Consider the following 25,385-nt stretch of genomic DNA (forward strand, 5'->3'; position numbering starts at 1 on the left):
CGACAGGTTTTCAGGTAAAAGGTAACGTATGCGTCGCCGGATGATATTGGGGTTTGCCATCGGGCTTGCGATCTGCGCCGGCGTCCTGCCGCTGTTCGCCATCGGCTATATTTCGCACCAGCGCGCGGTCGAAGCCGAACGCACGCACCTGACCGAATATGCCGGCTGGACGCTGAGGCGCGGCAACCTGACCCTGACCGAGGCGCAGGGCGCGCTGAAGAAGATGCGATCCGAAGCCTATGCGGGCTGCAGCCCGGCCCATATCGCGCGCATGCGGCAACTGGCGGTCGAAGAGCGCTTCGTTGAAGAGATCGGCTATTTTGAAAACGGACGTCTGGCCTGCACCGGCTGGGGCAGGGTGCGTGAGCGTCTGGACAAGGGCGCGGCGGATGTGCAGTTGCCGGGCGGCTTCGGCCTTTATCTCAATGTCGATCCCGTGGTCAGCAAGGCCGGACGCATGCTGGCAATCAGCTACGGCGACTATAACGCCCTGATCAAGCCGGAGCGCATGGTCGATGTGCTGACCAACAGTCAGATGGTGCTGGGGGTAGCGACGCGTCAGGGGCAACTGATCGCCATGTCGGGCGAAGCCGATCCGGTGCTGGTGCGTCATCTGACGCGCAATGACATCGCCGGCATGACCGATGCGCAGATAAATGCCTCCGCCGAGTCGCAGGACCTGCGCGCCTTCGCCATTTCGCCGCGCACGGCGCTTCAGGGGCATCTTGATCGCGAGCGCTGGCTGCTGATCCCCCTGGCGCTTTGCGTCTCTCTGGTGCTGGTCGGCGTCATCGTCTGGGTGTCGCGCGAACGCCTGTCACCGCAGAAGGAACTGGCGGTCGCTATCCGCAAACGCCTCTTCGTCGTTCATTATCAGCCGATCATCGAACTGGCATCGGGCCTGTGCATCGGGGCCGAAGCCCTGCTGCGCTGGCGAAGGCGCGACGGCACGTGGGTCGCGCCGGATGTTTTCATCCCGCTGGCCGAAGCGCACGATCTGATCGCGGACCTGACCGACCTGATGATCGAGCGGGTGTGCCACGATCTGCCGCGCATCGGCGACGGCGATCTGCGGGTGACGCTGAACATCTCGGCCTGCGACATGGAAAGCGGCCGCTTCCTGCCGGTGCTGGGCCGGGCTATCGAGCGGGCGGGTCTCAGGCCGTCGCAGGTGTGGCTTGAGGCGACCGAGCGCGGCTTCATGAACGCCGAGGCGGCGCGCCGGACCATCGACGCGGCGCGCGCCGCGGGGCATCGCGTGGCCATCGACGATTTCGGCACCGGCTATTCCAGCCTGTCGCTTCTGGAGACCCTGCCGCTGGATGCGCTCAAGATCGATAAATCGTTCGTGCAGGCCATCGGGCAGAACTCCGCCACCAGCGTCGTGCTGCCGCATATTGTCGACATGGCGCACGGCCTGAAGCTGGGCATCGTGGCCGAGGGCGTCGAGACGGTGGCGCAGGAGGCCTATATCCGTTCAATGGGCATCGAATTCGCGCAGGGCTGGCTCTATTCGCGGGCCCTGCCGGCAGAAGGGTTCGATGCGTTCCGCCGGGCGCACGACGCCGGGCGTGTGGCGCCGCATTTGCGCGAAGTGGCGTGACGGATCGGCCTGGTAAAGGCAATGTGAGCGCTCAGGCGCATTGACAGGTTCGGCGGAACCGTGATTTGTTATCGCTAACATAACAATCTAAAAGCCCACAGGGACGCCATGTTCACCCACATACCGACGCGCCGCCATATACTGGCGGGCCTGACCGCTGCCGCCTTGCCGCCCGTTACAGCCGGCGCCGCGCACGCCGATGCCGGACCTTCGCTCAAGGCCCTGGCGGCGGAGAAAGGCATTCTCTTCGGCTCCGCCCTCAGCGCGGGCACCATGGAGGCGGCCTATCTCGATATTCTAAAGACCGAATGCGGCGTGATCGTCCCTGAAAACGAGTTCAAGGTCTATGTCATCGCGGCGCAGGCGGATCGCTATAACTTTGCGCCGGGCGACGCCATTGCCGGATTCGCGCGCGACAACGGCATGAAGCTGCGCGGGCACACCCTGTTGTGGAACAAGGTCGAGTTCATGCCGAAATGGCTGCTGAATATCGACTTCGGACGCAAACCGGCCCTGGGGGCCGAGCGCTATCTGCGCGACTATATCAAACGGGTCTGCACCCATTATGGCGATCAGGTCTTTTCGTGGGACGTGGTCAACGAAACGATCGACCCGAAGACGGGCGAAATCCGCGATACGCCTTTCACCAAAGCGCTGGGCTTCGACTGCATCCGCATCGCCTTCGAGGCGGCGCGCGAATACGCCCCTCGGGCGCAACTGGTCTATAACGACTACATGTCGTGGGAGGCCGGCAACGAAACGCACCGCAAGGGCGTGCAGAAGCTGCTGGAAATGCTGCGCAACAAGAACGTCCCCATCGACGGGTTCGGCATCCAGAGCCATATCGGCAATGACGGCCATATCAAGGAAGCCCAGCACAGTGAATGGCGGGCCTTCGTCGATGCCGCGGTCGACATGAAGTACAGGCTGCTGATCACCGAATTCGACGTCAACGACAAGGATCTGCCGACCGACATCGCCGCGCGCGACGCCGGGGTGGCCGCGGCGGCTAAGGACTATCTCGATCTGATGTTCTCGTACAAGGAACTGGATCAGTTCCTGTGCTGGGGCATGACCGACAATCATAGCTGGCTGCAGGGCTGGACGCCGCGCGCCGACAAGACGCCGCAGCGCCCCACGCCCTACGGCGCCGACTATCGCCCCAAGCCGCTGCGCGAGGCCATCGCCGCCGCGCTCAGGGCCGCCCCGAAGCGATAGGAGATAGACGATGCGATATCTGACGGCCCTGTCCGCCGCCCTGTCCGCCGCCGCCCTGTCTTTGGGGTTGTCCTTGCCCGCCCTGGCTGAACCGGCAAGGTTCGAGCGCTTCTCCTACGAGGGCCGTTCTCAGGAGCAGGCCAAGGCGGGGCCGGATGAATATCTCAATCCCATCCTGTCGGGCTATTATCCTGATCCGTCGGTGACGCGCGTGGGCGATGACTATTATCTGGTCAACTCGTCCTTCACGCACTTTCCCGGCCTGCCGGTCTTCCATTCGCGCGACCTTGTGAACTGGACGCAGATCGCCAACGCCCTCAACCGGCCGGAACAGTTGAATTTCGACGGACTGAGGGTGTCGCGCGGCGTCTTTGCGCCGGACATCTCCTATCATGACGGCCTGTTCTACATCATCAACACCTGCGTCGACTGCAAAGGCAATTTCGTCATCACGGCGAAGGACCCGGCGGGGCCGTGGTCGGACCCGGTGTGGTTCGATTTCGAAGGGATCGATCCGTCGATCTTCTGGGACGACGACGGCAAGGCCTATATCGTCAACAACGGCGCGCCCAACGAGACGCCGCGCTATGACGGCCATCGCGCCATCTGGGTGCAGGAATTCGATTATAAGGCGCTGAAGCTGGTCGGCGAGCGCACGCAGATCGTCAATGGCGGCGTCGACATCTCGAAGAAGCCTATCTGGATCGAAGGCCCGCACATTCTGCGCAAGGACGGCTTTTACTATCTGACGGCGGCCGAAGGCGGCACGGGGGACCAACATTCGCAGGTCGTGCTGCGTTCCAAAAGCGTGCGCGGGCCGTTTATTCCCTATGCGCATAATCCGATCCTCAGCCAACGCACGCTGGACCCGGCGCGCCAGAACCCCGTCACCTCCGCCGGTCACGCCAAGCTGGTTCAGACGCAAAACGGCGAGTGGTGGGCGACCTTTCTGGCGACGCGGCCCTATGGTCCGGACCTGTACAATATCGGGCGCGAAACCTTCCTCCTTCCGGTGACGTGGAAGGACGGCTGGCCGGTCATTCTCGAAGACGGCAAGCCTATTCCGTTCGTCGCGAAGAAGCCGAACCTGCCGCCGCAACCCGCACCCGCGCAACCGCTCAGCGGCGATTTCCGTTACAGCGAAGAGTTCGACGCGAAGGCCTTGCCGCTGTCGTGGATCGGGGTGCGCACGCCGCACGCGCCGGTCTACCGGCTGGATGGCGGTGCGTTGATCCTCAATCCCGGCGCGGCGCTGGGCGACCTTGGCGGCACGCCCGCCTTTATCGCGCGGCGTCAGCAGCACCATGTGGCCAGCGTCTCCACCACCCTGACCTACCGCCCGCAAAAGGACGGCGAGCGGGCGGGGCTGGCGGCCCTGCAGAACGACGACGCCTGGCTGTTCTTCGGCGTGACGCGCATCGACGGAAAGCCGCATGTCGCCCTTTACGCCCGCGAAAATACCAAGACCGAGCGTTTGATCGCCTCGGCCCCCGTCGATTCCGCTGAGGTGACCCTGAGCCTGCGTCTCGATGGCGGAAAGCTTGCCGCCGACTACGCAACCGGCGGGCAAACGCGCACCCTGAGCCGGGACGTCGACATCACCTTCCTGTCGACGCGCCAGGCGGGCGGCTTCGTCGGCACCCTGATCGGACCCTACGCCTTCGGGACCAGATAAGATGCTGAAACGGATCGGACATCTGCGCTGGTGGATCATTGCTCTGGTGATGCTCGGCACCATCATCAACTATCTGACGCGCAGCACATTGAGCGTCGCCGCGCCGACCCTGACCGAAGAATTGAGCCTCACGCCGCAGCAGTACAGCTACATCACCAGCGCCTTTCAGTTGGGCATCATGATGCAGCCGATCGCGGGCTATATCCTCGACCTGATCCGGTTGCGCATCGGCTTCGCCATCTTCGCCACGGCGTGGGGCATTATCACCATCGCCCACAGCCTCGCCGGCAACTGGCAGGGGCTGGCCATGCTGCGCGGTCTGCTCGGTTTCGCCGAAGGGGTGGCGCATCCCGGCGGGCTGAAGGTCGTCGCCGAGTGGTTTCCGGCGAAGGAGCGCGGACTGGCCGGGGGCATCTACAATATCGGCGCGTCGCTGGGCTCGATGCTGGCGCCGCCGCTGGTGGTGTGGGCCATCCTCTATTACGACTGGCGCGCCGCCTTCGTCATCACCGGCATTATCGCGCTGGTGTGGGTGGTGTTGTGGCTGGTCTTCTATCAGTCGCCGGACAAGCACAAGGCGCTCAGCGACAGCGAACGCAGCTACATCATCGGCGGTCAGGAACGCCACCTCGAAGCCGGAACTTCGCGTCCGTCGCCGCTGAAACTCCTCGGTCAGCGCAATTTCTGGGGCATAGCCCTGCCGCGCTTTCTCGCCGACCCGACCTGGGGGACGCTGACCTTCTGGATGCCCTTGTATCTGGCCACGGCGCGGGGTTTCGAACTGAAAGATATCGCCCTGTTCGCGTGGCTGCCCTTCGTGGCCGCCGACATCGGCTGCCTGTTCGGGCCGGCGGTGGTGCTGTGGCTGCAGAAACGCGGCATAGGGTTGATCGACGCGCGGCGCTGGGTGTTCACGCTGGGGGCGGTGCTGATGACCGGCATCATGTTCGTCGGCTGGGTCAAGAGCCCCTTCGTCGCTATCGCGCTCTTATGTCTGGGGGCCTTCGCGCACCAGACGCTTTCGGTGACGGTGATCACCCTGTCGTCGGACCTGTTCCGCAAGAACGAGGTCGGGACGGTGACCGGCATGGCGGGCACCTTCGCCAATCTGGGAGTTTTGCTGTTCTCGCTGGCCATCGGCGCGCTGGTCAGCACCATAGGCTATGAGCCGTTCTTCGTCATGCTGGGCCTGCTCGACCTGATCGCCGCGGCGGTGCTGTGGATGCTGGTGCGCGCGCCGAAAGTCGAAGCGGAGGCTGCGACGTGATCCGCAATCCCATCCTGCCGGGCTTCAATCCCGACCCGTCCATCGTGCGCGTAGGCGACGACTACTACATCGCCACCTCGACCTTTGAATGGTATCCGGGCGTGCAGATCCACCATTCGCGCGACCTGATTCACTGGCGGCTGATCACCCGGCCTTTGCGGCGTCCGGCACAGCTCGACATGCGCGGCGCGCCCGATAGCTGCGGCGTGTGGGCCCCGTGCCTGACCCACGACAACGGCCTGTTCTACCTCATCTATACCGATGTCAAGCGCTATGGCCGCACCACGGTCGGCGGGGCCAGCGGCGCGTCCCTGCGCGACTTCCATAACTATCTGGTGACCTGCCCCGCCATCGACGGCGAGTGGTCCGACCCCATCTATCTCAACAGCAGCGGCTTCGATCCGTCGCTGTTCCACGATGACGATGGGCGCAAATATCTGCTCAACATGCTGTGGGATCACCGGCCGGGCCGCGTGCGGTTCGCCGGCATTGTGCTGCAAGAGTATGACCCGGTAGGGCAGGGTCTGACCGGCGAACGCAAAGTCATTTTCGAGAGCACGTCTCTGGGTATGGCCGAGGGGCCGCACCTCTATAAACGCGATGGCTGGCACTACCTGATTACGGCCGAAGGCGGCACAGGCTGGAACCACGCGGTGACCATGGCGCGGTCGCGGCACATTACCGGGCCTTACGAACTGCATCCTGAAAAACATATCCTCTCCAGCCGTCTGCGTCCGGACAGCCCGCTGCAGCGCGCCGGTCATGGCGATCTGGTCGAGGCGCGCGACGGCACGCCGATGCTGGTCTATCTGTGCGGCCGACCTCTGCCCAATCGCGGGCGCTGCGTGCTGGGGCGCGAGACGGCGATCCAGCCGATGCGCTGGGCCGACGACGGCTGGCTGCGCACGCTGGACGGGCAGGGGTTGCCGATGCTGGTTGCCGAAAGCCCGGAGCCTTTAGGTGAGCCGCCCGAACCTGAGCGCGCGGATTTCAACGGTCCGGACCTGCCCATAGAGTTTCAGTGGCTGCGCTCGCCGCACCCCGAAACCCTGTTCAGCCTGAGCGACCGGCCCGGCCATCTGCGGCTCCATGGGCGCGAAACGCTGGGCAGCCTGTTCGAGCAGGCGCTGGTGGCGCGGCGTCAGCAGGCCTTCTGCTATTCGGCGGAAACCGTGCTCGATTATCAGCCGCGCCATTATCAGCAGGCGGCGGGGTTGGTCTGTTACTATAATGGCAGCAAGTACCATTATCTGCACGTCACGCACGATGAGCAGGCGGGGCGGCACGTGCGGGTGATGTCGGCCCTGCCGGATTCGACCACCAGCGATGCCTTCAGCGCCCTCTATCCCGTCGCCGACGGGCCGATCCATCTGCGCGTCGAGGTCGATTACGAACGTCTGCGCTTCGCCTTCCGGCTGAAGACGGAGGCCGAATGGACGTGGATCGACGGCCATTTCGACGCCAGCATCCTGTCAGACGAGGCAACGGTGCCGGGCGCCCCCAACTTTACGGGGGCCTTTGTCGGCATGGCCTGCCAGGATACGTCGGGTGAGCGGCTGCCCGCCGACTTCGCTTCGTTCGACTACCGCGAGCGCGAGTTTCAGCCGGAGATTTAAGACGATAGAGCGAGGCAAAAGGGTTGCATTGCGGGCGCGACTGGATCATGACCCTCGCCATGCAATATCCACAAGGCACCTATCCGAAATTCTCCGTCGCGCCCATGATGGACTGGGACGACTGATCCGATTTCGCTATATTTTTCAGATTATTGGATGACGTTCAGTCATCCATGATGTGCGAAATGATGTGCTTGAAAGTAATTGTGGATTGTTGCGTGGCCGCGTCACATCACAGCACATCTCTGGAAATCGAATGATGTGCTGCCGCAGCTTTCGGTCTACCGGAAAACCATGCGAGTATTTGCAGTACCGGATGTGCGCTCAGCGCTCATTGCAACATGTACGAGACTCAGACAAACTTCAAGCATGCTTGACCTGGCGATCCTCCAACCGCCTCTTGTGCGCGGCCGCTACGACATCGGTAGGATTCTTGAGACCCTGTTGTACTATGACCGCGTACACCTAGTGGTCAGCGGCGCTGCGTTCGCCGGTCTTTGGGATAGCTTGGGACCGGATGACCTTAGAGCTCTCTTTGCCTACCCTTCAGTTACTGCAACTGTGATGGCGGATCATCAGGCCGTATTCACCAACAATGAAAATGGTGTGGTTTCCCACAAGCCGACGGCGATCCGAATGATGGGGCGCGACGGGAAGAGTCTCGCTCAGAAGGATTATGAAGGCTCTCTTTTGCAGTGGGTTTCAAACAATCCGAACCGTAAAGGCCGCGATCGGAAAGAGGTTGCGCGCGTCATGAAGGCGGCGAAACTCTCAACGCATGGTCGAACCTTCGGCAGCTATCTGGAAAGTGAGCGGCGAACGAAGGCACTGGCAGGTGATCCCGAGACGCTAAAATTGTTTATTCGCGGCACTGCACAGAGCATGGGGCGGGCATTGAATGAACGGGCTCTTTCCGCGAGCCAAATTCGTACGTTCGATCTTGGCGAGCCGGGACTGGTCATAGATTCAGCCGTGCCTCTGGCAGACATCGTTGAGACCGTTGATAATGACATAAATTGGGGGACTGTCGTAAATCACGCGCATAGTTATGCTAGCGACCTCTACCTGTCGCAGGCCTATGGCGGGGACATCGTTACTGTGCCTGAAGCAGCTGAAATCGCATCGCAACGCCTTGATCTCAGCCTTCAGCGTACGGTCAAGATGGGACAGCAAGTCTCTGCCTTTGAGGAGATGGTTTTCGACACCGCGCATCCCCTGTCCGAGGCATTCAACGAGGGATGGATCACGTTCTCCGAAACACTGAAGATTATCGATCAATCGAAGAAGTTTCGAACCTGGACCCGCGGTCTGCCACCAGACGGCAATCTGTTGGCCGAGTATCATGCGGCGATCAGCAAAGAGACGAGTTTGAAGTCGCTTCCCTTCAGTGTCGCTCGCTTTGCGTTTTTCAACGCTGGGGGGATGGCTTTGGACACGGCACTAGCACCGGGCACCGGTATCGGCTTGTCCGCTATCGATACCTTTATCGTTGAGCGGCTTATAGGTGGGTGGCGTCCCAACGTTTTCGTTAAGAACCTTCGAAGGAAACTCGAAACCGCACAAGCAAAGGCGGTCGCAAAGAGTGACCGCGGGTAGGCTTAGACTATCAATTTAGGAGAACGCGAATGGGGGTCTTGGTAGCGACACTTACCTTGGCATCACTGCTCACCGGGCTTATGGCTGCTCATCTTTGGTATCGTGCGAGCAAGGTCAACATCCAGCCTTTCTATGTGGAAAATGGACAGATGGAACCGGTAGATCCTCTTCGGAGCCAATCGGAATGGATCGTGTCCCTTTTGCGAACGGGGCAGGAAGCCGGACGTCTGAACCGGCTGGCAGCAATATGGACTGCGGTCTCTGTCTTTTCAGCAGCCCTGGCCGCCAACCTCCCGACAATCGTAGGATGGTTCGGTAGTTAGAGACGTCTCGTGTCGATGGGGGCGAGGTAGAGCATATCGACCGATTCGGATTTCGCCGCCGGGTGTAGTTGGTTTATTTTTTAAGCTCGTGATCGATTCGGTCGTACGGCTTCAATAGGGGGGGGAGACATGACTGTGACTCATGGGCAGATCATAGGGCAGAAGAAATTCGCGGATTTGACGTTGGACGAGGTTATCTACTGTCATTTGTCCAACAGTCGTCGCGAGTTCACCGCAGACATGGTGGTGACAAGTTGTCTCGACGGTATCGAAAACGAGATGCGTCAGTCCAGAGGCACGGACAAGACGTCAAACTATGCGCCGTTTCTAGCTGCATTCGCCATCCTCGATCAGATCGGCTCGTGCTATAAGGACACGACCGTTTCCTCTACGAGCACTCGGACAAACATCAAAAAGGCGTTGCATTATTTCGGAGGCATGGACGCCAGCAGCGCTGAGGTGCAATCATTATACGCGTTGCGCAATGGATTGGTGCATGATGCGTCCCTGACTTGTCAGGAAACCAGTGGGAAGTGGCATATTTTCCGTTACGACGAGGCGGTCACCGGATTTGTGCGACTCCCAACTGTGGAATGGGATGGGAGCTTTGATTCTCTTAAATACGATATGGTCACGTGGGTGAACATGAGAGCGTTCACGGACCATGTCTCGACGGTGATCTCGAAACTTCGCAAGTGCTATTTCGAGCGTCGCGCCGATCTGGTGGCGCTGCAATCCCGAGACGACATCATGACGAAATTTTTGTTCTGGCACGGCCGATAAGGCGCGTTGCTCGGGTCGAAAGCGTGTGATGCTCACCGAAATCGGTGAATAAAGGCGCGCTTCAGCGACAAAAAGTCACACTCAAGTCGACTGCGGGGCGTGTCGCAAAAGCTTCAAGTATAGCGGAATCCGTTGTTCAGTAAGCGGGACGCTGGGTGAGATGTTATATAGTAATGCTTCGACATTCTTCGAGCGTATAAGATAACGTCTTCACAAGGCGAGCGTCTTCATTATATGTTTACGCAATCACTCGAATATCACTGGTATGACGCAAACACCGCGCACATTGATGTCTCGCCTTTCGGCTTTCAGCACCATGCTCTGCATGGTGGCTGTTATGCTGTCCGGCTTTGCGTCGGCGCATGCGAGCGTTCAAGTGCTGGAACACCAGGTGGCCGGTGATCAGCAAACGGTCGATGGCGGCTGGGTCGCTTCGTGCGTCAATGAAGTCGGGAAATGCCCCGGCCATGTTCGCTCGGACGGGACTATTTTTGCCGATATGATCGCCACGCATCACCATCATCACAGCGCCGGTGAGGTTTCTCAAGGCCTGGCGGTGGATGCGCTAGAGATGGGGACGCGCCTTTCGCTCTCCGACGCGGGCCTCACCGTTGGCGAATCTTTGCCGTTGGCTGGCCGTTCGCCCGCTATGCCCTTCCAGCCTCCTCGCGCGTAATCGGACTCTACTGACGCCTGAACGGCCCTGGCTGCCGTCTGTCTTAGACCTTTTACGAGCATTCCAATGAAATCCCCCCATATGCGCGGTCACCGCGCAAAGCGACAACTTGCATACGCGGGTCTGATCGCGGCCAGCCTGATGGTGGCCACCCCGTTTTGGGCCTCGGCCCAAACGACCCCTACGACTCAATCCGTACCCTTGTCGCTGGCTGAGGCCATGACGCGCGCCGGCAAAGCAGACCCAACCGTCACCGCGACCAATCGTCGTCTGGCGGCGGCTGACGCCAATATCCGCCAAGCCGGTGTACGTCCAAACCCTACGGTCGGTATCGACGCCGAGAACTTCCTGGGCTCCAACCCCTATAATGGCCTGAATTCCGCGGAATTCACGCTGACCTATCAGCAGGAGATGGAACGCAAGTCGAAGCGCCAGGCCCGTGTCGGCGCGGCGGCGGCGGAGAAGGAACTGGTTCGCGCCGAAGGCCGGGCCCGTACCTGGGAAGCGATGAATACGGCGCAGTCCCTCTGGATTGAAGCCGTCGCCGCCGAAGCCGAAATCGGTGTGGCGCGCGAACGTCTGAGGCTGGCGGAGCAATCGCATGCGGAAATCAGCCGTCGCGTGAGCGCCGCCCGTGATCCGCTGTTTGCCGGTTCGCTGTCGGATACGGAAGTCGCGAACGCAAAGATCGCGGTCGATCAGGCCGAAGCCAAGGCCCGTCAGTTGAAACTGCAACTGGCCGCCCTCTGGGGAGGCGGGGCCGACTTCACGCTCGATGCGGCCTCTCTGGAAAACACCAGTGCGCTGAATGCCGAGCCGAACCTGATGGAAACGCCCGACATCGAAGCTCTGCGTGCCCGTCAACGGGCGTCTACAGCGCAGATCCGCGTTGAAACCACCCGCCGCGTTCAGGACCCGACCTTCTCGGCAGGTATCCGATACTTCCGCGAGGACGGGTCGGCGGCGTTTCTCGTCGGTGGGTCGATCCCGCTGAACCGCTTCAATAACAATCAGGGCAACATCGATCGCACCCGCGCCGAAGCTGAAGCCGCGTCCGCCGATATCGAAGTGGCGGAGCGTTTTCGCGAGCGCGATATCGCAGCCTCCACCATCCGGATGAACAATCTGGCGCAAGAGGCGAAGCGAATCGAGGCCGAGGTGATCCCGCAGGCTGAGAAGGCCGTGTCTCAGGTACGTGAGGGCTTCGCGCGCGGCGGCTTCACCTACCGCGATGTCATCGGTGCGCAACAGACCCTCATTGAGGCCAAAGCCCGGCGTGTCGAGGTGCTGAAATCGTTCCAGGTCGAGAAGGCCGGACGCGATCGCTTGGCCGGCCAGTGGGTCCCTCTGATTCCGACGGATAGCACCAACCCGTAAGCGTCTGCGTACGCCCGAAGTCTCAAACAATCTCGCGCCTTCTCGTTGCCGCTGTGTCGGCCGAGGGCGTGCTCAAAAGGACTGTATCCATGATCTCCAAAACCCAGACCGTTTCCCGCTTGATCGTCGCTGCCACCGCGGTCGGTTTCCTGTCGCTCGCCGCGTGCGGTGAGAAGCCGAGCGATCCGCCGGCCAAGGACGAACAGGCCGCAGCCGCCGAAGTCAATGAAGCCGGCGCTTCGCACACCGAGGCCGAAGACGGCCATGCTCACGCCTCAGGCGAGAAGGACGCACACTAATGACGTCGTTGAATACGTATATTTCGCGCTCACTGCTACTGGCCGGCGTTGCCGGTCTGGTCATGCTGTCAGCCTGCGGGAAAAAGCCGGAAGCCCCAGCGGCGGAGAAGCCCGCGGCTGAAGCCCCTAAGGCCGAAGGCGAGGGTGACGGCCATGGTCACGGCGCCGAAGGCGGTGAAGAAGGTCACGGTGAAGAAGCCGGTGGCGAAAAGACGACCATGACCGATGAAGCCGCCAAGGCCGGTGGGGTTGAAATCGGTGTTGCTGGTCCCGGGAATATCGACGAAACCGTCACCATTGCGGGCCGTGTCGAAATCGCACCGGAAGGTCGCGGCGAGGTGCGTGCCTGGTATCCGGGCCGCATCATGTCGATGACCGCGCAACTGGGTCAGAAGGTCAGCAAGGGCCAGACCCTGGCGCGTGTCGAATCGAGCGAGAGCCTGCAGACCTATTCGGTTCCGGCCGGTATCTCGGGCACAATCATCGAGAAGAACGCCAATGTCGGCGACATTACCGCCGGCGAACGCGCCATGTACGTGATCGCCAGTTCGAACGCTATTCAGGCGTCGTTCTACCTGTTCCCGCGTGACGCCGAATCGGTGCGATCGGGCCAGACCGTCACCATCAAGACCTTGGGCGGCAAGGTGATCACCGCCACCGTCTCGTCCATGCTGCCCTCGGTCGATCCGCGCACCCAAACCCTGACGGCGATTGTCAAGCTGCCGGCGTCGGCTGCGGAAGATCTGCGTCCGGGCATGGCGATTGAAGGTCAGTTCGTCACGACTCAGACACCCGCAAACATCGCGGTTCCGGTCGACGCGCTCCAGACCCTGGAGGAAAAGCAAGTGATCTTCGTCAAAAACGGCACCACCTATACGGCGGTCCCGGTCCAGGTCGGTCGCCAGTCGGCCCGCATGGTCGAAATCACCGGCGGACTTCAAGGCGGCGAGACCATCGTCACCAAAGGCGCGTTTCTCATCCGTGCCGATATCGCCAAGTCCGGCGCCGAGCATGAGCACTAGGGTGAATCATCATGCTTGAAAAAATCATCGCGCAGTCGATTCGGCACCGCTGGATCGTCATGATCGTCGTGCTGGCCCTGTCGGCCCTCGGCGTCTATAACTTCACCCGCCTGCCCATCGATGCCGTGCCCGACATCACCAATGTGCAGGTTCAGATCAACACCGAAGCGCCCGGATATTCGCCCCTTGAGGCCGAACAGCGCATCACCTTCCCGGTGGAAACGGCCATAGCCGGTCTGCCCGGCTTGCAATATACGCGCTCGATCTCGCGTTATGGCCTGTCGCAAGTCACGGTCGTCTTCAAGGAAGGCACGGACATCTACTTTGCCCGTCAGCTCGTCAACGAGCGGGTACAGTCGGTGAGGAGCCAGCTACCGGCCGGATCGGAGCCGCAACTGGGGCCGATCTCGACCGGCCTCGGTGAAATCTTCATGTATACGGTCGAAGCCAAACCCGATGCCCGCAAGGCTGACGGAACGGCCTATACCCCGGAAGATCTGCGCACGCTGCAGGACTGGGTCATCCGCCCGCAACTGCGCAACACGCCGGGCGTGACCGAAGTCAACACCATCGGCGGGTTTGAACGTCAATACCATGTGACGCCGTTCCCTGAGCGTCTGTCGGCCTACAGCCTGACGATGGCCGATGTCATCAAGGCGCTGGAGACCAACAACAGCAACCGAGGCGCGGGATATGTCGAAAAGAGCGGCGAGCAGTTCCTCGTCCGTGTCCCCGGCCAGGCCAACACGATCGAAGATCTGAAGCAAATCGTCGTCCAGACGCGTATGGGCGTGCCCATCCGCATCGCCGATGTCGCCGACGTGCTTTTGGGCGAAGAACTGCGGACGGGCGCGGCCACGCAGAACGGCAAGGAGGTCGTGGTCGCCACGGTCAATATGCTGATCGGCGAGAACTCGCGTACCGTGGCAAAAGCCGTCTCGGAAAAGCTCGCCGCGGCCAATAAGTCTCTGCCGGAAGGCGTGTCGGCGGTGTCGGTCTATGACCGGACGACGCTGGTCGAGCGCACCATCCAGACCATCGAAAAGAACCTGGCCGAAGGCGCGCTACTGGTTATCGTCATCCTGTTCTTGCTGCTCGGCAATATCCGCGCGGCCATCATCACGGCCATGGTTATCCCGGTGGCCATGTTGATGACCATCACAGGCATGGTCGAGAATAAGGTCTCGGGTAACCTGATGTCGCTGGGGGCGCTCGACTTCGGTCTGATCGTCGATGGCGCCGTCATCATCATGGAAAACTGTCTGCGGCGCTTTGCCGAGGCGCAACACCACCACGGGCGGCTTCTGACGCGCGACGAACGCTTCGCTCTCGCCTCAAAGGCCTCGGCGGAAGTCATCAAGCCGTCTCTGTTCGGCGTGCTGATCATCACCATCGTTTACTTCCCGATCTTCGCGCTCTCGGGCGTCGAAGGCAAGATGTTCCACCCGATGGCGGCCACCGTCGTCATGGCTCTGGCCGCGGCTCTGGTGCTGTCCCTGACCTTCGTTCCGGCCGCTGTGGCGATGTTCGTCACGGGCAAGGTGCAGGAAAAGGAGAGCTTCGTGATGCGTGGGGCGCGTAAGTTCTACGAGCCCATTCTGAAGCTGGCCATCAAGGCGCGTTACGCCATGGTGGGCATTGCCATCGTACTGGTCGTCCTGTCCGGCTTCCTGGCCACGCGTCTGGGAGCGGAGTTCATCCCGCAACTCGACGAAGGCGATGTGGCGCTGCACGCCATGCGTATCCCGGGCACCAGCCTGACGCAGTCGATCCACATGCAGGCCGCCGTCGAGGCGCGACTTAAAAAGTTCCCGGAAGTGGAACGTGTCTTCGCCAAAATCGGTACCGCCGAAGTGGCGACGGACCCCATGCCGCCCTCCGTGGCCGACACCTTCGTGATCCTGAAAGACCGCAAGAAGTGGCCGAATCCGAACGAGCCTAAGAACAGCCTCGTCGAACGCATGCAGAAGGCGGTCGAGGAAATTCCCGGTAATAACTACGAGTTTACCCAGCCCATCCAGATGCGCTTTAACGAGCTTATCTCCGGTGTACGCTCGGACGTGGCCGTCAAAATCTTCGGCGACGATCTCGATCAGTTGCTGAAGACCGGCAATGACATCCAGAAGGTGATGAAGACTATCCCCGGTGCTGAGGACGTTCGCGTGGAACAGGTTTCGGGCCTGCCCATGCTGCAGATCACGCCGGATCGCACCGCCATGGCGCGTCTGGGTCTCAGCATAGGCGACGTGCAGGACGTGGTGTCCACGGCTCTGGGCGGCACCGAAGCGGGCCAAATTTTCGAAGGCGACCGCCGTTTTAATGTGATTGTGCGTCTGCCGGAAACCCAGCGTGCCAACCTCGCCGAGATCGGTCGTCTGCGCATCCCGGTCAGCAATGACGGGGACTCCGCAGAGGGCATGACCGGTGCGAGCTTCATCCCGCTTCAGGATGTCGCTCATATCGAGATGATCAATGGTCCCAACCAGATCAGCCGCGAACAGGGCAAGCGCCGCGTCGTGGTCACGGCCAACGTCCGTGGCGCCGACCTCGGCACCTTCGTTACGACCCTGCAAGACAAGGTCGGGGCGCAGGTCAAGCTGCCGGAAGGCTATTGGGTGAACTACGGCGGCACGTTCGAACAGATGACCTCGGCGGCCAAGCGCCTCCAGATCGTCGTGCCGATCGCGCTGATCCTGATCATTGGTCTGCTCTTCATGCTGTTCGGCACTATGGAGGACGCACTGATCGTGTTCTCGGGTGTGCCGCTGGCTTTGACGGGGGGGATCGTCGCCTTGGCCATACGTGACATCCCGCTCTCTATCTCGGCGGGGGTGGGCTTTATCGCCCTATCCGGTGTGGCGGTGCTCAACGGCGTGGTGATGCTGACCTTCATCAAGTCGCTGAGAGCCGAAGGCAAGTTGCTCGACGAGGCCATCATCGAAGGGGCGCTGACCCGTCTGCGTCCGGTCATGATGACGGCGCTGGTGGCTTCGCTGGGCTTCGTGCCGATGGCCTTCAACGTCGGCGCCGGTTCCGAAGTGCAGCGTCCGCTCGCGACGGTCGTCATCGGCGGCATTGTCTCCTCGACCATCCTCACCCTGCTGATCCTGCCGGCGCTCTATCGCATCGTGCACGGCAAGGAGAAGACGCTTGAGAAGAACAGGCCAGCCTCCAACAGGGAGGTACATGGCGAAGGCCTGTAGCTCTGAGAGGGGCGCGGCCTCATACGTCGCGCCCCTCTTTTTTCCCCAATTGAAAGGAGGCGCTTATGGCGCACGATCATAGTAAGGGGGGCGCATCTGCCGGGAGGGCCGGGGATGCACATTCGGGACGCCAGGCCAACGAGAAGCGATTGCTGATCGCGATCGGTCTGACCGGAACGTTCATGATTGCCGAAATTATCGGTGGTTTCGTTTTCAATAGTCTGGCGCTGTTGTCGGACGCCGCGCACATGATGACCGATGTCATGGCGCTGATCATCGCCTTCATCGCTATTCAAATTGGCAAGAAGGCCGCCGACTCTAAGCGTACGTTTGGCTACCGCCGGTTCGAAGTGCTGGCAGCGGTCTTCAACGCTATTATTCTCTTCGCCGTCGCCATCTACATCCTCTACGAGGCCTACGAGCGCTTTAGCCAGCCGCCCGAGGTCCAAACGGGGGGCATGCTGATCGTCGCCGTCCTCGGTCTGATCGTGAATCTGGTCAGCATGCGGGTGCTGCAGGGCGGATCGGACGAAAGCCTGAACATGAAGGGCGCCTATCTCGAAGTTCTGGCCGATATGCTGGGCTCGCTGGGCGTTATCATTGCCGCCATCCTGATCTACGTGACGAAGATACCGCAGATCGATCCGATCCTGGCGGTACTGATCGGGTTCTGGGTGCTGCCGCGAACCTGGAAGCTTCTCAAAGAGAGCTTTCACGTTTTGCTGGAAGGCGTGCCTGCCGGTGTGGACCTGCAGAAGGTCGAATCCGAACTGGCGGCGGTCGCCGGGGTCAAGGACGTCCACGACCTTCACATCTGGAGCGTGACGACGGGCGAAAACAGCCTGACGGCGCATCTTCTGGTCAATCCGGGCGCAGACGAGGCGCTCATTCTCGCTCGCGCGCATGAGATCGCCGCGACGTTTGGGATTGCGCACGCCACCGTTCAGGTCGAGCGCACCCACGTCGGCATTGAAAAACCGACATGGTCGAAGGACACCGACACATGAAACGCAAACTACCCATAGCGGGGGCCATCGGCGCGATACTGATGGCGTCCCTGACAACGACCCCGGTGTTTGCACGCGCCGCAACCCAGGCCGTCTCACCCGAAAACGATGCCCGTAAAGCCCAGATGAAGTGCATCTGGGAGGCCAAATGGCCACTGCGCCATTCGACGGCATATAGGGTCGGCGATGTGCGCACCAAAAACCAGATCCGCAATTCATCGACCCCCGAGGTTCGGAAGATGCAGAGTGTGTGCCGAGCTTTGACCAGCACGTCCGAAGCCGAAAAGCGCAAAGCCCGCCTGACCTGCCATGACCTGCTTTTGGTCAAACGTCTGCGCGATGGCGACGACGCGCGCATGCACGCCGACCGCGTCGAGAAGGTCTGCAAAACGCTCGACGAACCGTTCGTCACACCGATCCTGGAAGGAAACGCCCGATGAAAGCCATGAAACCCGTGAGCCTGCTGGCCTTCGCCCTCGCTCTGACGACGCTCGGCGCTTGCGCGAGCACCCCAGAGGCCGACAAGGGATACACCGTGAAGGTGGTGAAGATGTCCCCGGCGCCTCGCGACAAATTCTACAAGATCGTCAAGGTGCCGAACGCGCCGGCGAACCCCTCCTCAGACCCGAAAGCCGAAGCGCCGCAAAGCGGCGGCACGGACAAATAGCTCGGACACATCCGCGGAAGGGAGCGGCTGAGTTCCCCCTTCCGCGCGCAAAGGACATCAAATGGCCCACGATTCCCACCCGCCCTCGAACGCCGAGGGCAAGATCGGCGGCAAGGCCGCCAATGACGACGACCATAAGCACGGGGATGATCTGGAAGGTCTCCACGGGCACGACCACGGTCCGACAGATGGACCCTGGTGGAAAAGCCCCAAGGCCCGCCTGACGCTCCTGTGCGCCGCCGCCTTCGGTGCTGCCTTCCTCCTGGCGAAGCTCGTCCCGCAAAGTGCACCTTGGGGCTATGTCGCTGCCATGATGGTGGGGCTTATCCCCATCGTTCGGCGGGCGGCGAAGGGCGTGGCGCGCGGTTATCCCTTCTCGATCGAGACGCTTATGACCATCGCGGCCATTGGCGCTATAGTCATCGATGCGGCCGAGGAGGCCGCCGTGGTTATCGTCCTGTTCCTCGTGGGCGAGTTGCTTGAGGGCATTGCGGCTGATCGCGCCCGGGCCAGTATCCGGGAACTGGCGACGCTCGTTCCCAAAGATGCGCTTCTGGATGAGGGTGACGGCAAGACGCGCAAGGTGCCCGCTGAAGAATTGGCGGTAGATGCCATAGTGGTCGTGCGCCCAGGCGACCGTGTGCCGGCCGATGGTGTGATTGTCGAAGGCGAAAGTGCGATCGATGAGGCACCGGTAACTGGCGAGTCCGTGCCCAAGCGCAAGACGGTAGACGATCAGGTGTTTGCCGGGACGATCAATCAGGAAGGCGTGTTGCGGGTGAAAGTGACCGCCGCGGCCGAGAACAATACGATCTCCCGGGTTATCAAACTCGTTGAAGATGCGCAGGAGGCCAAGGCGCCGACGGAGCGTTTCATCGACGGCTTCTCCAAATATTACACGCCTGGGGTCATTGTTTTTGCCTTCCTTGTCACCGTCATTCCGCCCCTGGCCTTTGGCGGCGAATGGTCGGAGTGGCTCTACAAGGGCTTGGCTGTGCTGTTGATCGGCTGTCCCTGCGCGTTGGTCATCTCGACCCCGGCCGCGATCGCGGCAGCGCTTTCGGCTGGGGCCAAACGTGGCCTTCTCATGAAGGGCGGCGCGGTTCTTGAGACTTTCCGCAAGGTGACCTATGTCGCCATGGATAAGACCGGGACGCTGACCGAAGGCAAGCCCAAGCTGACCGACATCCATGGCAATGGGATGGACGAGGGCGAGGTGTTGCGCATCGCCGCCACGCTTGAGGCGGGTTCGAGCCATCCGCTCGCAACCGCTATCCTTAATGAAGCCAAGGCACGCAATATCGACCACGGCACGGCGGAAAGCTCGAAGGCAGTCGCCGGCAAGGGCGTTGCGGGCACGGTCGAGGGCAAGTCCGTGCGCCTTTATTCCCCCAAGGCGACCGAGGACTATCTGCCACTGGGCGGCAATCTGCGCCAAAGCATCCTGCGGCTGAATGACGAAGGGAAGACGGTCTCCGTTTTGATCGTCAATGACGAGGTTGCCGGCTTCATCGCCATGCGCGACGAGCCGCGCGAAGACGCGAAGGCCGGGGTGTGGGCGCTCCAGCGTCAGGGTATCACCACGCTCATGCTGACCGGTGATAACAAGCGGACCGGCGAGGCCATCGCTTCCCAACTCGGCATGCAGGCCCGAACCGAATTGATGCCTGAAGAGAAGCAAACCATCGTCAAGGATCTGCAGGATCAGGGCGAGGTCGTCGCCAAGGTCGGTGACGGTATCAACGATGCGCCAGCCCTTGCGGCCGCGGACGTCGGCATTGCTATGGGCGGTGGTACGGACGTGGCGCTGGAGACGGCCGACGCCGCCGTGCTGCATGGGCGCGTTATGGACATTGCCGACATGATCGGTCTGTCGAAGCTGACCATGACCAATATCTACCAGAACATTACGATCGCTCTGGGGCTGAAGGCGGTCTTTCTCGTCACAACGGTCCTGGGCATTACGGGGCTATGGCCGGCCATTTTGGCGGACACGGGGGCGACTGTCTTTGTGACGGCAAATGCCATGCGGCTTCTGGGCTGGAAAGGAGGTCGCGATGCTTAGGCGGCAGAAGGGGCCTCTCAAGACTTCGAAACCGGCAGTGCCTGCGGTCAGGGATGTGATCGTTCTGGGCGCCGGGCAGTCAGGACTATCGGCGGGTTACTATCTTCAACAGGCGGGGCTGGATTTCATCATTCTCGATCGCAGTCGGCGTATCGGCGATGCTTGGCGGTTTCGCTATGAAAGCCTGACCCTGTTCACGCCGCGGGCCTTTAACGGCCTGCCCGGATTGGCTATGCCCGGTGATCCCGACGGGCGGCCAGACCGGCTGGAATTTGCCGACTTTCTCGAAGACTACGCCACGCACTTCGCCCTGCCTGTGCAGTTGGGCGTCCGGGTGGACAAGATCCAGCGCGACGCCGAGGGGCATTTCGAGCTGACCTTGTCGAACCAGTCCACGATGCGGGCGCGCTCGGTCATCCTGGCTTACGGGACCTACCCCGCTGCCTCGGTTCCGGCCATGCGCAAGGATTTCGCGCCGAAGGTCACGCAACTGAATATGATGTCCTACAGCCGTCCGGCGCAGGTGACCGAAGGCCCGGTGCTGGTTGTCGGGGACGGCGCCAGCGGACGCGATATTGCGGCGGAACTGGCACCGGGCCATCAGGTGTTTCTTGCGACGGGGCGAAAACCCTTCATTTTGCCCGCCCGCTGGTTCGGGAAGAGCCTGTGGTACTGGCTCAACGAATGGGGTTTCTTCAAGCCGAAGACGCATAGTCGCAAATTCGGCCTCAAGCAGCCCTTGCCGAGTACGGTCAAGAGCCTTCGCGAGTTGAAGGCTCGCGGTGTGGTGATCAAGCCCAGACTGATGTCCGCCAACGGCACCGCCGTTACGTTTCAGGACGGCACCACTCAGACCGTGAAGACGGTTATTTGGGCTGTCGGCTATGTCATGGACACGCGTTGGATCGACGTGCCGGAGGCCAAGGATGAGAAGGGTTACCTCCTGCATGAGCGCGGTGTGTCCAAGGCCTCGGGGCTCTATCTTGCCGGACGCCGGTGGCAGTCGGGTATGGCCTCCGGCCTGATCGTCGGTGCGGGGCCGGACGCTGAGTATGTCGTGAATGACCTGATCGAGGACCGGACGGAGTGCACCAGCCATGCCGATTGACAAGGTTCCAAGTGACGCCGCGGTCGGTGCCGCCGCGGTCAGTGGTCTGAGGGCTCAGCAGGCCCGCATGCGGATCATTGCGGAAAACATCGCCAATTCGGCCTCGACCGGCTCGACGCCGGGCGCCGACCCCTACCGCCGGCAGATGCCCGTCTTCCAGGCCACTTTGATCGACGGGGCGCTGGGTGTGGAACTGGCACAGGTGAAAGCCGATCCGAAGGAATTTCCCAAGGATTACGATCCGAGCCACCCCGCCGCCGATGCGGATGGCTACGTTAAGCGTCCGAATGTTCAGGGTCTTATCGAGTCCATGGATATGCGCGACGCGCAACGTGCCTACGAGGCCAATCTCAACGTCATCGAAACGTCGCATGCGATGGAAAACGCCGCGATGCAGATGCTGAAGAAATAGGGGCCTGAGATGACTGCCACCGTTACCGCCGATGTTCGTATGCCGCATGTCGTCGACGTTCATGTCGGTCGTCGCGTTCGTGTCCGCCGCAAGCTTGTGGGCCTGACCCAGGCGGGGCTTGGTGCACGTTTGGGCCTGACGTTTCAGCAGGTGCAAAAGTACGAACGGGGCACGAACCGGGTCAGTGCCTCGAAACTTTACGAGACGGCCACGGCGCTCGATGTGTCGATCGGCTTCTTTTTCGATGACCTCGAAGCCAACGCGGACGCGCTGGAAACGATCTCCAGCGAAAGGGCGGTTTGGACCTTTTTGGCCAGCTCTGAAGGCATGGAACTGGCCTACCTTTTCCCCAGGATCAGGTCCGCTCGCCATCGCCGGAAAATACTCGAACTTGTGGTGTCGCTCGCTGACGACTGACACGCCTCCAGTAACGAAAGGACGCTTTATGTCTAAACTCAATTGCCCGGTTTGCCGCAATGACATGCAGGAGGTCTTGCGTGAAGGCGTGCTGATCGATGTCTGCACGCTTTGCCGTGGTGTCTGGCTCGATCGAGGCGAACTCGACAAGCTCATCTCCATCGCTGTTGGTGCAGACAATGCATCCAGCGCGGTGGCGCCTACGCCAATGCCTGAGCCGCCCCCGGTCTCGGACAGCCGATATTCCGACCGGTCACATACCGATGGCTATAGAGGCAATGCCTACGACCGCGAAGGCGGACACGGCGGACGCTCCGAGCATCGCGGCCATGGCGGTGGTCATGGTGGCGGACACGGTGGTGGTCATGGCGGCGGTCACGGCGGGAGCCATGGCGGTCATAACGGGAAGCGACGCTTTAACCTGCGTGACTTCTTCGACTGAGTTGCGACAGGCCAATGTGTTTAGGGAGTGCGTTGGCCTGTCGCTCCTTTCCGCCGGTTACTGCCCCCCATTAAGCCGGCGGAAACCAGCGGATGCCCTCGCGGGGAGGGCGTCCGCTGGATCTTATTCAATGCCCTAGTGGCCAGTGCTATTCGAGAGGTAATTCATGCCGACACGCCAGCCCTTGTGGGCGATCATGGCTGCGGTTGCGTTTTCCACCGTGGTCGTGAAACTGAGCTATGTCCTTCTGGGCTGGATGCCGGGGTTCCTAATCGCTTCCGGCTATATTGGTGGTCTGATCCTGTGGCTGACGGTGCCGGCTGTACCGAGCTACAAGCGTATCCGCGTGCCATTTCTCGTGACTATGGTGTTCTTCGTGCTGCACAAGCTTGAGGAACGACACCTCGGCTTTTTCCCGGCCTTGGCGAAACTCACAGGCGTGGCGATGCCTGATACCTCATCGCCACTTGCATATTTCCTGTACGGCCTCGCTTCCGCCTGGCTTTTGGTGCCATTTCTATTCGGCAAGGGGTCACGGGTTGGGGAATATTTGGCGTGGAGTTTCTTCGCGGCAATGGGCGTAACTGAAGTCGCCCATTTCGTCTTTCCGTTCTTCGACGACCAGGCGGGATACAGTTACTTCCCGGGCATGGCCAGCGCGCTCGGTCTTGTGCCTTTGGCATGGTGGGGGCTTTGGCAACTCGGCAACTGGCCTGAGTTCCGCCGACGTCGTATCGGTCGGCTCTAACCCCTGCCGCTCATTTAATCGGGCATTGGCGATTGTGCCCATGTCGGGCCCAAATGGTGAGTGGTAGCGCTGCACTGTCGCAGCAGGGTTCGACCTTCGAGCGCGGATGCGAGCGCATGCGGCTGGCTCAGAGCAGGCGATCCGCTCCACTCCCCGAAGCGGCTCCTGTTTGATCTCATCGTTATGTCACCCGTACCTTGGCATGACGCGCCTTACGAATGAGAACATGTCTACACCGCTTTGAGCGGATCAATCACTGACAGAGTCTTCATGAGGTTTTCGATTGAGTTGCAACACAGCCTACCGGGATTGCCCTAAGGCCGGCTGACGATCACTGAGTTTCGCCCGCTTCACCTCCCTTTGAAGCCGGTGGAAACCCGCGGACGCCGGCGTCCGCTGTCCCTTTTCAAGGGGCGAAGTCAAACTTTTATTGAGAGGACCTCTGGACGTGAAACGCCTCATTGACGATCGCGAACTTGAAGCGGTTAATCTGGAAGCCGCGGAAATACTGGCGGATCTGGTTGATCGAGCGATCAAACCCTACCTTGTCGCGATCTACGCGCCCCGGATCGATCATCCGGATGATATTTCTCAGGTGGGTACGGCCTTTGTGGTGCAGAATGGTGCCGAGGTGGTTCTGATCAGCGCCCGGCATGTTTTCTATGGTCATGCCGAGGACGAGGTGCCCGGTGAAAAGCTGTTTTTTGTGAAGGGTGTTCTCAAGTCGGTCGGCGATCTGACATTCGCTCAGATATACGGCGCAGATGGTTTTGACTTAGCGTGTGTGCGATTACCGGAACTGGCACTGGAAGACGGCATGCCGTGGGAGTGGCTGCAACTTTTTGATAAACCGAAATACATAAGCGTAGTCGGTTATCTGGCGAGAGATTTTAAGCGCTCCCGACATGCCCGTACGCTTCGGCCGAAGCCGTACCTCTACTCGAATAAATGCCGAAAGCTGACCAGCCTGAGTGTTGTGATGGAATATCCCAAAAGCAAAAACCGGATCGCGGTCACGCGGAAACGCGCCATGGCACCAGTTCCGCGGGGTGTTTCCGGTGGTCCTATGCTTCGGGCGGAAAAAATGCTCACCGGGAGAGTAGAAGTGGTGGGGGTATTCACCGACTATGTCGATGGCACCGGGATCGGGGTCCCGACTGCGATCGTCCGGAGGGTTCTTCAGCGTATCCGCGACGCCGCGACGCTTCTCGCGGGCGACAGCGTTGCGTAGCGGAAGAGGCGTGTTGGCGTTTTAGACATTCTTAGTCCTGAACCCTGTCTATGTTCATTGGCCGTTGGAAACGATCCGGGTTTGCCTAGAAACAGATGGAGACGAAAGAGGGCATAAGCATAGAGCCGCTCAAGATTCTCAATCTGTGCGCCCGCGCGCACTCCGCGCTGAGTTGGTGGATTGCTGAACAGAATGGACTAGCCGCGTATTGCGATAATGCCCGAAGGCTAACAGCCCAGCGCCGAGAATGCTCACCGGTGCCTCGAAAGCCTCGACAGGTTTGTAGAACGCGGCCAGCGCCAGTAAGGCGATCCCGAACGCCATAGGAATGCCAACCTGATATTGGCGCCACAGACCTGAGCGCAGGATGGCCCACAGGCTCACCGGTGCAGCAAGGGCGATCAGGACTTGATGAATCCAGTGCGCCTGGAAAAAGACGCCGAGTGAGGGCAGCAAGAGGATGACGGCTGGGAGGGCCAGGCAATGCACAACGCATATAATCGACAGGAAGAGGCCTATCAGGTCAGCGAATTCAGAGGGGCGTTTGGGGCGAAAGATCACAGACGGTCCGCACTACGATTGAGATTTGATGGTGTTATGGTGTGTCGCAAAGTTGGGCGCGATCTTCTG

General features: G+C 60.9%; 23 protein-coding genes. 22 read left to right on the forward strand and 1 reads right to left on the reverse strand.

Going from position 1 to position 25,385, the window contains the following annotated elements:
- Window positions 1-28 precede the first annotated feature (28 nt).
- The 22 genes from LH365_RS02960 to LH365_RS03065 all read left to right on the forward strand — a co-directional run bounded on the left by LH365_RS02960 (window position 29) and on the right by LH365_RS03065 (window position 24,755).
- Window positions 29-1,603, forward strand: coding sequence for an EAL domain-containing protein (locus LH365_RS02960; protein ID WP_226744722.1), 1,575 nt, complete (start codon window positions 29-31; stop codon window positions 1,601-1,603).
- A gap of 108 nt (window positions 1,604-1,711) precedes the next feature.
- Window positions 1,712-2,821 carry an endo-1,4-beta-xylanase gene (locus tag LH365_RS02965; protein ID WP_226744723.1) on the forward strand — a complete coding sequence of 370 codons (1,110 nt, stop codon included), beginning with the start codon at window positions 1,712-1,714 and terminating at the stop codon, window positions 2,819-2,821.
- Between the two features lie 10 nt (window positions 2,822-2,831).
- The gene (locus tag LH365_RS02970) at window positions 2,832-4,496 is read left to right on the forward strand and encodes a glycoside hydrolase family 43 protein (protein WP_226744724.1); all 1,665 of its coding nucleotides are present in this window, start codon (window positions 2,832-2,834) and stop codon (window positions 4,494-4,496) included.
- 1 nt (window position 4,497) lies between these two features.
- Entirely contained in the window at window positions 4,498-5,763 is a 1,266-nt protein-coding gene (locus LH365_RS02975) for an MFS transporter (RefSeq protein WP_226744725.1), read from the forward strand.
- A complete protein-coding gene (locus LH365_RS02980) occupies window positions 5,760-7,379 on the forward strand; it encodes a glycoside hydrolase family 43 protein (protein WP_226744726.1) in 1,620 nt (539 codons plus the stop codon). Before LH365_RS02975 ends, LH365_RS02980 begins: the two co-directional genes overlap by 4 nt.
- A gap of 369 nt (window positions 7,380-7,748) precedes the next feature.
- Window positions 7,749-8,975 (forward strand): hypothetical protein, encoded by a 1,227-nt coding sequence (locus LH365_RS02985; RefSeq protein WP_226744727.1) that lies wholly within the window; start codon window positions 7,749-7,751, stop codon window positions 8,973-8,975.
- A 452-nt stretch (window positions 8,976-9,427) separates the two neighbouring features.
- Window positions 9,428-10,081, forward strand: coding sequence for a hypothetical protein (locus LH365_RS02990; RefSeq protein ID WP_226744728.1), 654 nt, complete (start codon window positions 9,428-9,430; stop codon window positions 10,079-10,081).
- A gap of 265 nt (window positions 10,082-10,346) precedes the next feature.
- Window positions 10,347-10,757, forward strand: a complete 411-nt coding sequence (locus LH365_RS02995; protein WP_226744729.1) for a hypothetical protein — start codon at window positions 10,347-10,349, stop codon at window positions 10,755-10,757.
- Window positions 10,758-10,823: 66 nt separating this feature from the next.
- Window positions 10,824-12,134, forward strand: a complete 1,311-nt coding sequence (locus tag LH365_RS03000; protein WP_226744730.1) for a TolC family protein — start codon at window positions 10,824-10,826, stop codon at window positions 12,132-12,134.
- A gap of 89 nt (window positions 12,135-12,223) precedes the next feature.
- Window positions 12,224-12,433, forward strand: a complete 210-nt coding sequence (locus LH365_RS03005) for a hypothetical protein (RefSeq protein ID WP_226744731.1) — start codon at window positions 12,224-12,226, stop codon at window positions 12,431-12,433.
- Complete coding sequence (locus LH365_RS03010) at window positions 12,433-13,455, forward strand: efflux RND transporter periplasmic adaptor subunit (protein WP_226744732.1); 1,023 nt, start codon at window positions 12,433-12,435, stop codon at window positions 13,453-13,455. The genes LH365_RS03005 and LH365_RS03010 overlap by 1 nt, the downstream gene beginning before the upstream one ends.
- Window positions 13,456-13,466: 11 nt before the next feature.
- Window positions 13,467-16,658 (forward strand): efflux RND transporter permease subunit, encoded by a 3,192-nt coding sequence (locus tag LH365_RS03015; protein WP_226744733.1) that lies wholly within the window; start codon window positions 13,467-13,469, stop codon window positions 16,656-16,658.
- A gap of 65 nt (window positions 16,659-16,723) precedes the next feature.
- On the forward strand, window positions 16,724-17,665 hold the full coding sequence (locus tag LH365_RS03020; protein WP_226744734.1) for a cation diffusion facilitator family transporter: 942 nt from the start codon (window positions 16,724-16,726) through the stop codon (window positions 17,663-17,665).
- Window positions 17,662-18,105 carry a hypothetical protein gene (locus LH365_RS03025; protein ID WP_226744735.1) on the forward strand — a complete coding sequence of 148 codons (444 nt, stop codon included), beginning with the start codon at window positions 17,662-17,664 and terminating at the stop codon, window positions 18,103-18,105. The genes LH365_RS03020 and LH365_RS03025 overlap by 4 nt, the downstream gene beginning before the upstream one ends.
- Complete coding sequence (locus LH365_RS03030) at window positions 18,102-18,332, forward strand: hypothetical protein (RefSeq protein WP_226744736.1); 231 nt, start codon at window positions 18,102-18,104, stop codon at window positions 18,330-18,332. The genes LH365_RS03025 and LH365_RS03030 overlap by 4 nt, the downstream gene beginning before the upstream one ends.
- Before the next feature lie 61 nt (window positions 18,333-18,393).
- Window positions 18,394-20,397, forward strand: a complete 2,004-nt coding sequence (locus LH365_RS03035; RefSeq protein WP_226744737.1) for a heavy metal translocating P-type ATPase — start codon at window positions 18,394-18,396, stop codon at window positions 20,395-20,397.
- Window positions 20,390-21,505, forward strand: coding sequence for an NAD(P)/FAD-dependent oxidoreductase (locus tag LH365_RS03040; protein WP_226744738.1), 1,116 nt, complete (start codon window positions 20,390-20,392; stop codon window positions 21,503-21,505). Before LH365_RS03035 ends, LH365_RS03040 begins: the two co-directional genes overlap by 8 nt.
- Entirely contained in the window at window positions 21,495-21,917 is a 423-nt protein-coding gene (gene flgC, locus LH365_RS03045) for a flagellar basal body rod protein FlgC (protein ID WP_226744739.1), read from the forward strand. The genes LH365_RS03040 and flgC overlap by 11 nt, the downstream gene beginning before the upstream one ends.
- 9 nt (window positions 21,918-21,926) lie before the next feature.
- Complete coding sequence (locus LH365_RS03050) at window positions 21,927-22,334, forward strand: helix-turn-helix domain-containing protein (protein ID WP_226744740.1); 408 nt, start codon at window positions 21,927-21,929, stop codon at window positions 22,332-22,334.
- Window positions 22,335-22,362: 28 nt separating this feature from the next.
- Window positions 22,363-22,776 carry a zf-TFIIB domain-containing protein gene (locus LH365_RS03055; RefSeq protein ID WP_226744741.1) on the forward strand — a complete coding sequence of 138 codons (414 nt, stop codon included), beginning with the start codon at window positions 22,363-22,365 and terminating at the stop codon, window positions 22,774-22,776.
- A gap of 166 nt (window positions 22,777-22,942) precedes the next feature.
- Window positions 22,943-23,524 (forward strand): hypothetical protein, encoded by a 582-nt coding sequence (locus LH365_RS03060; protein ID WP_226744742.1) that lies wholly within the window; start codon window positions 22,943-22,945, stop codon window positions 23,522-23,524.
- A 448-nt stretch (window positions 23,525-23,972) separates the two neighbouring features.
- Complete coding sequence (locus tag LH365_RS03065; protein ID WP_226744743.1) at window positions 23,973-24,755, forward strand: hypothetical protein; 783 nt, start codon at window positions 23,973-23,975, stop codon at window positions 24,753-24,755.
- A gap of 138 nt (window positions 24,756-24,893) precedes the next feature.
- Here LH365_RS03065 and LH365_RS03070 read toward each other — a convergent pair whose 3' ends face one another.
- Window positions 24,894-25,316 (reverse strand): MerC domain-containing protein, encoded by a 423-nt coding sequence (locus LH365_RS03070; RefSeq protein WP_226744744.1) that lies wholly within the window; start codon window positions 25,314-25,316, stop codon window positions 24,894-24,896.
- Window positions 25,317-25,385: the final 69 nt, after the last annotated feature.

The sequence above is a fragment of the Asticcacaulis sp. AND118 genome (assembly GCF_020535245.1).
Taxonomy (GTDB): Bacteria; Pseudomonadota; Alphaproteobacteria; order Caulobacterales; family Caulobacteraceae; genus Asticcacaulis.